Genomic DNA, 3,708 nt, shown 5'->3' with positions numbered 1-3,708 from the left:
GATCTCCCTCCCCGACGTCAGGGACGGCCTCAAGCCGGTCCACCAGCGCGTCCTGTACGCCATGTACGACGGCGGCTACCGCCCCGACCGCGGCTACTTCAAGTGCGCCCGCGTCGTCGGTGACGTGATGGGCAACTACCACCCGCACGGCGACAGCGCCATCTACGACACCCTGGTCCGTCTGGCCCAGTGGTGGTCGATGCGGATGCCCCTGGTCGACCCGAACGGCAACTTCGGTTCGCCGGGCAACGACCCGGCCGCCGCCATGCGCTACACGGAGAGCAAGCTCGCTCCGCTGGCCATGGAGATGCTCCGGGACATCGACAAGGAGACCGTCGACTTTCGGCCCAACTACGACGGTCGTTCCTCGGAGCCCGTCGTCCTGCCGGCCCGCTTCCCGAACCTGCTGGTCAACGGTTCCTCGGGTATCGCGGTCGGTATGGCGACCAACATCCCGCCGCACAACCTGCGCGAGGTCGCCGAGGGCGTCTACTGGTACCTGGACAACCCCGAGGCCGACGACGAGCGACTGCTCGACGAGCTGATGGCCCGGGTCAAGGGACCCGACTTCCCGACCCGCGGCCTCATCGTGGGCAAGCGCGGCATCGAGGAGGCGTACCGCACCGGGCGCGGCTCCATCACCATGCGCGCCGTCGTCGAGGTCGAAGAGGACAACCGAGGTCGCCAGATCCTGGTGATCACCGAGCTGCCCTACCAGGTCAACCCGGACAACCTCGCGCTGAAGATCGCCGACCTGGTCAAGGACGGCAAGGTCAACGGCATCGCCGACGTGCGCGACGAGTCCAGTGGCCGTACCGGTCAGCGCCTGGTCATCGTGCTCAAGCGCGACGCAGTGGCCAAGGTCGTGCTGAACAACCTGTACAAGCACACCCAGCTCCAGGAGACCTTCGGCGCCAACATGCTGGCGTTGGTCGACGGGGTGCCGCGCACCCTGCGCCTGGACCAGATGATCCGCCACTGGGTCAAGCACCAGGTCGAGGTCATCGTCCGTCGGACGAAGTACCTGCTGCGCAAGGCCGAGGAGCGGGCGCACATCCTGCGTGCGCTGCTGCGTGCCATGGACCGCATCGACGAGGTCATCAACCTCATCCGGGCCAGCCCCTCGGCCGACGAGGCGCGTACCGGCCTGATGGGGCTGCTGGAGATCGACGACATCCAGGCCCGCGCCATCCTCGACATGCAGCTGCGCAAGCTGGCCGCCCTGGAGCGCAACCAGCTCACCTCCGAGTACGACGAGCTGATGGCGCTCATCGCCGACTACAACGACATCCTCGGCTCGCAGGAGCGCCAGCGCGCGATCATCCGCGAGGAGCTCGGTGAGATCGTCGAGAAGTACGGCGACGAGCGACGCACGCACATCATCCCGTTCGAGGGTGACATGCGCATGGAGGACTTCATCGCCGAGGAGGACGTGGTCGTCACGATCTCCCGCGGTGGATACGCCAAGCGCACCCGCATCGACAACTACCGGGCGCAAAAGCGCGGTGGCAAGGGTGTGCGCGGCGCCCAGCTCAAGCAGGACGACATCGTCCAGCACTTCTTCGTCACCACCACCCACCACTGGATCCTCTGCTTCACGAACCAGGGCCGGGTGTACCGGACGAAGGCCTACGAGCTGCCGGAGGCCGCACGCGACGCGCGCGGTCAGCACGTCGCTAACCTGCTGCCGTTCCAGCCGGGCGAGGAGATCGCGCAGATCATGGCGCTGCGCGACTACGAGGCGGCGCCGTACCTGGTGCTGGCCACCCGCGAGGGCCTGGTCAAGAAGTCGCGTCTGGCGGACTTCGACTCCGCTCGTTCGGCCGGCATCATCGCGATCAACCTGCGCGAGGACGACGAGCTCATCGCCGCCCGCCTGGTCTTCTCCGAGGACGACCTGCTGCTGATCTCCAGTGACGCCCAGGCGATCCGCTTCTCGGCCTCCGACGAGTCGCTGCGGCCCATGGGTCGCGCCACCAGCGGTGTGATCGGCATGCGCTTCCTGGAGGGCGACTACCTGCTCTCCATGGACGTCATCCGGCCCGGTGACGGTTCGACCGACGTCCTGGTCGCCACCGAGAACGGGTACGCCAAGCGGACCCCCTCGGAGCAGTACCCGACGCAGAACCGTGGCGGCAAGGGTGTGCTGACGGCCAAGGTCGTGGAGGCCCGCGGCAAGCTGGTCGGCGCCCTGATGGTGGACCCGGAGGTCGACGAGATCTTCGCGATCACCTCCGCCGGCGGTGTCATCCGCACCGGAGCCGGTGAGGTCAAGCAGTCCGGTCGTACCACCATGGGCGTCCGTCTGATGAACCTCGACAAGGGCAACAAGATCGTCGCCGTGGCCGCCAACGCGGAGGCCGCCGAGGAGGCCGAGGCCGAGGAGGTCGCGGATGCGGTCGAAGCGGCCGAGAACGCGAACGCCGACACGGGTGACGGTCAGGTCGCGGGTGAAGGCGACCACGAGGCCTAGACTGCGCGTTATACGCAGTACGTCCCGTGGGGTTCGTTTCGGCGGCCCCGCGGGACACACGGATCGACCCGTCCCAATGAAAGTCCAGCGGAAACGTTTCTATGTCTGAGAATCAGTCGAACACCAGCAGCAAAGATTCCGACGCGGCGGGTGTCGCAGGGGACTCGAACGTGGAGACGGCGGAACCGACCGCTGCGGACTCCTCAGAGGCAACGGCCGAGCAGGAATCGGGGGGCACCACAGTGACGTCTGAGTCCACGTCGGAATCCAAGCCCGAAACCCAGTCCACGTCCGAAGAGCCCAAGGCGAATCCCGAACCGGAGAGCCCGACCGCCGTCAAGGCGACGCTGGCGAGCCGGAAGGCCCACCTGACCGTCTCCAGGGTGGAGCCGTGGTCGGTCATGAAGTTCAGCTTCGTGGTCGCCCTCGTTTGCTTCATCATCCTGTTCGTCGCCGTCGCGGTGATCTACGCGGTCCTGTCGATGCTGGGCGTCTTCGAGGAGCTCACCAACATGATCAACGCCCTCCTGGAGGGTGACGGTGGCGACGACGAGCTGGGGCTGAACCCGGCCGCCTGGTTCTCGCCCGGTCGTGTCCTCGGTTACACCGGTGTCGTCGGCGCGCTGAACGTCGTGCTGCTGACCGCCCTGTCCACGGTGGGGGCGATGGTGTACAACCTGGTCGCGGACCTGGTCGGTGGCGTCGACGTCACCCTCTCCGAGGCCGAGTAGAGATCGCTTGCCCGTCGGGCCCGGCTCTCCTGGTAGGAGCCGGGCCCGACGTCCGTTCCGGAACGGTCCGAGCACTGTCGGGAACGGGCTAAAATGGGAGGTGAAGAGGGACGCGGTTCATCCCGTGTCCCCTCTCTCGTGCCAGCAGGTCTGCGGTTCGCCCAGGCCTCCGGGATACGGTAGAGTTCCTGACGGAACGAGGGCGTATAGCTCAGTCGGTTAGAGCGCATCCCTGATAAGGATGAGGTCCCAGGTTCAAGTCCTGGTACGCCCACACTTTTTACAGATCAGAGCCTTGCTTCTCCATCCGGAGAGCGAGGCTCTTTTTGTTTCGACCGTCATCCGACGGTGGGACCCCACGGTATCTCCAGAGCCTGCGCTCCCCCGGTACCGACGGGTCGCCGAGTCGACAACGGGTCGAATCGTCATGTCGACTCGACTCCGACCGAAGCCCTCACACCCGCTGCGGAACACGACGAGGACGACCCTGCTCACGCTTGGAAG

The 3,708-nt window shown here is 66.4% G+C and carries 2 protein-coding genes and 1 tRNA gene; all 3 read left to right on the top strand.

Going from position 1 to position 3,708, the window contains the following annotated elements; genetic code table 11:
• Positions 1–2,473: DNA gyrase subunit A (gene gyrA / locus K8V84_RS19190; protein ID WP_304076896.1), on the top strand; the 2,473-nt coding region annotated here is incomplete at its 5' end.
• A gap of 101 nt (positions 2,474–2,574) precedes the next feature.
• Positions 2,575–3,204, top strand: a complete 630-nt coding sequence (locus K8V84_RS19185; protein ID WP_304076892.1) for a DUF3566 domain-containing protein — start codon at positions 2,575–2,577, stop codon at positions 3,202–3,204.
• A 200-nt stretch (positions 3,205–3,404) separates the two neighbouring features.
• Positions 3,405–3,478, top strand: a tRNA-Ile gene (locus tag K8V84_RS19180).
• Positions 3,479–3,708 lie beyond the last annotated feature (230 nt).

The organism is Nocardiopsis listeri, from assembly GCF_020741345.1.
Taxonomy (GTDB): Bacteria; Actinomycetota; Actinomycetes; order Streptosporangiales; family Streptosporangiaceae; genus Nocardiopsis; species Nocardiopsis listeri_A.
The sequence above is the reverse complement of the archived record's forward strand: the minus strand, read 5'-3'. Positions and strand labels throughout refer to the sequence as shown.

Excerpts from the sequence above, each read along its gene's own strand:
- K8V84_RS19185 (WP_304076892.1), top strand. The coding sequence starts at position 2,575 with ATGTCTGAGAATCAGTCGAACACCAGCAGCAAAGATTCCGACGCGGCG.